The following is a 2,776-nucleotide window of genomic DNA, read 5'->3' on the forward strand; positions in this document are numbered from 1 at the left end:
ATAAATTGGAGGTTCACATTATGAATAAAAAAAATATATTGTCACTTACTACACCTAGTTTTTTAGTTGATTTAGATGCACTTGAAAATAATATAAATAGATATCAAAATTTGGCTGATGAAAACTCTGTGGAGCTATTTCCTATGTTAAAGACTCACAAGAGTAGTGAAATCACTAAAATGCAGATTGAAGCTGGTGCTAAGGGTGTTTTAGTTGGAACATTGGATGAAGCTGAAGCGGTTGTTAAAAAAAGTGGTGTAAATAAAGTTATGCTTGCGTACCCTGTTATTGGAGATAGTAATCTAGATAGAATTATAGCTCTTAATGAGCAGTGTGAGCTATTTGTTGCCTTTGATAATGAAATCCCTGCAATGGAGTTATCTAAAAAATTAAATAATACTAAAGTTAATTATCAAATAATCATAAATAGCGGATTGAATAGATTCGGTGTTTCCCCAGAGGAGGGTGTTGATCTGTACAACGCTTTAAAAAAATATCCAAATCTTATTTTTAAAGGAATTTCAACTCATACTGGACAAGTTTATGGCTTCTCAAAGGATTATATTGAAGAGATTACTCAAAAAGAGATAGATGTGATGTCTATGGCAAAAAAACTTCTAATTGAGAATGATGCTCAAGTTGAATTTGTAGCTACAGGAACTACACCTACTTTTGAAGGTGCTATTAAATCGGATGAAATAACAGTTTCAAGACCTGGAAACTATGTATTTTTTGATGCTATTCAAGTTGCTCTTGGGGCTGCTAAAGAGGAGGATTGTGCTTTAACTGTACTGGCAACTGTTGTTTCTCATCCATCTGAAGATCTTTTTATTTTAGATTGTGGAAGTAAATGTTTAGGACTTGATCAAGGAGCACACGGAAACTCTTTAACAAAGGGGTTTGGAATGATTAAAGATCATCCTGAGCTAACTGTTATTGGACTTTCTGAAGAGGTTGCAAAAGTAAAAAAAGAGGGCCCTACGGCCCTAAAAATTGGTGATAAAGTTCAGATTATTCCTAATCACTCTTGTTCTGCTGCTAATATGACAAACTACTTAATAGGTCATAGAAACGGAACTGTTGAAAAAATTATTGAAGTTGATATCAGAGGAAACTCTAGAAAAATTTCCATTGATTAATCTTTTAAAGATTTCTCTCTTTTATAGATAGCTTTAACAAAGCCTAAAAATAATGGGTGCGGTTTCCCAGGTCTACTTTTAAACTCTGGATGAAACTGCCCCGCTATAAAAAATGGGTGTAGCTCTCTTGGTAACTCAACTATTTCAGCTAAACTTCCATCTGGAGATGAACCTGATATTTTTAATCCACTTTTTTGAATGACCTCTTTATAGATATTGTTAAACTCATATCTATGTCTGTGTCTCTCATATATAAGCTCCTCTTGGTATAGCTCATATGCTAAACTATCTCTGTCCAATCTACATGGATACACTCCCAATCTCATAGTTCCACCTAAGTTTTCTATATTTTTTTGATCCACTAAAATATCTATTACTGGGAATTTAGTCCCTTTATCAAACTCAGTGGAGTTGGCTTTATCCATAGCTAAAACATTTCTAGAGAATTCAATAACTGCACTTTGCATCCCTAAACATATCCCTAAAAATGGGATATTATTTTCTCTTGCATATTTTATAGCATCTATTTTACCCTGTACACCTCTATCTCCAAAACCACCTGGAATAAGTATTCCATTAACTTCTCCTAAAAGAGCTGTATTTAAATCTTCAGCTTGAATATACTTAATATCCGCCTTTAATCCTATTTCATAAGCTGCATGTTCAATAGCTTCATTTATACTTATATATGCGTCTTTTAACTCAATATATTTTCCAACTACAGCTAACTTTATTCTATCACCAGGGTGTTTAATCTTAGTTACTATATTCTTCCAATCAGTTAAGTTAGGCATTTTATTCTCTATTTGAAGTTTTTTACACACCACATCTGCTAAACCATTCTCCTCCATAATAAGGGGTACTTCATAGATTGTTTTAGCATCTGGAGCCTCTATTACCGCATCTTCATCTATATCACAAAACATCGATAGTTTTCTTCTTATATCTGAACTCATTGTGTGCTCTGTTCTACATACTAAAACATCAGGTCTTATTCCTAAACTCATCAACTCTTTTACCGAATGTTGAGAAGGCTTTGTTTTTAGCTCTCCTGCAGCCTTTAAATATGGCAATAAAGTCACATGGATATACAGAACATTCTCTCTTCCCACATCATACTTAAACTGTCTTATAGCTTCTAAAAAAGGAGTTGACTCTATATCACCAACGGTTCCTCCAATCTCTGTTATCACTATATCCGATGAGTTCTCTTTTCCCACTAACTCTATCTTTGATTTTATTTCATTTGTTATATGTGGAATAACTTGGACTGTTTTTCCTAGGTATTCCCCTTTTCTCTCTTTATTTATTACAGACTGGTATATTTTTCCAGTTGTTATATTATTATATTTTGTTAAGTTCTCATCTAAAAATCTCTCATAATGACCTAAGTCTAAATCTGTTTCCGCTCCATCGTCAGTTACAAACACCTCTCCATGTTCATAGGGATTCATTGTTCCTGGATCCACATTTATATATGGATCAAACTTTTGTATAGTTACGCTGTAACCTCTCTCCTTTAATAATCTTCCTAGAGATGCTGCAGTTATCCCTTTACCTAATGATGATACAACTCCACCTGTTACAAATACATATTTAGTTTCTCTCATAAATATCCTCCATTTAATTTATAAAAA

2 protein-coding genes are annotated in these 2,776 nt (G+C 33.3%); one reads left to right on the forward strand and one right to left on the reverse strand.

What is annotated here, in order from left to right; translation table 11 throughout:
- Nucleotides 1-20: 20 nt before the first annotated feature.
- Nucleotides 21-1,139, forward strand: coding sequence for an alanine racemase (locus ACMOUI_RS13040; RefSeq protein WP_418966131.1), 1,119 nt, complete (start codon nt 21-23; stop codon nt 1,137-1,139).
- Here ACMOUI_RS13040 and ACMOUI_RS13045 read toward each other — a convergent pair.
- Nucleotides 1,136-2,749 (reverse strand): CTP synthase, encoded by a 1,614-nt coding sequence (locus ACMOUI_RS13045; protein WP_418966132.1) that lies wholly within the window; start codon nt 2,747-2,749, stop codon nt 1,136-1,138. The genes ACMOUI_RS13040 and ACMOUI_RS13045 overlap by 4 nt on opposite strands.
- Nucleotides 2,750-2,776: the final 27 nt, after the last annotated feature.

It is taken from the genome of Cetobacterium sp., assembly GCF_048470075.1.
Classification (GTDB): Bacteria; Fusobacteriota; Fusobacteriia; order Fusobacteriales; family Fusobacteriaceae; genus Cetobacterium_A.

What these genes read in the sequence shown, in the direction of transcription:
- ACMOUI_RS13040 (WP_418966131.1), top strand. Translation starts at nt 21, where the DNA reads ATGAATAAAAAAAATATATTGTCACTTACTACACCTAGTTTTTTAGTT.
- ACMOUI_RS13045 (WP_418966132.1), bottom strand. Translation starts at nt 2,749, where the DNA reads ATGAGAGAAACTAAATATGTATTTGTAACAGGTGGAGTTGTATCATCA.